A 258-nucleotide genomic window follows, 5' to 3' on the forward strand; every position below is an offset into this window, starting at 1 on the left:
AAATCGCCGCGATGTTGGGATGGTTGAGCGCTGCGAGTATCTGGGCTTCTCGCGTGAACCGCGCCAGCCGGTCGTCGTCCCCTACCACCGCCTCGGGAAGGATCTTCAGCGCAACGTTTCTCTGCAGCCGGAGGTCTCGGGCACGGTACACCTCGCCCATACCACCTGCGCCGAGCCGATCAACAACGTCGTTCGGGCCAACCCGTTGGCCCGGGGAGAGACCCATAGTGCGGGCGATTATATTGCGGCGTATCAATC

Annotated in this window: 1 protein-coding gene; it reads right to left on the reverse strand. The window is 62.8% G+C overall.

Features of this window, described 5'->3' with window-relative positions:
* A partial coding sequence (locus ACLJNW_RS26440) for a protein kinase domain-containing protein (RefSeq protein WP_410961543.1) occupies positions 1–226 on the reverse strand: 226 nt, incomplete at its 3' end.
* Between the last annotated feature and the right edge of the window lie 32 nt (positions 227–258).

This window comes from Salmonella sp. SAL4457, from assembly GCF_046548235.1.
Lineage (GTDB): Bacteria > Pseudomonadota > Gammaproteobacteria > Enterobacterales > Enterobacteriaceae > Salmonella > Salmonella enterica.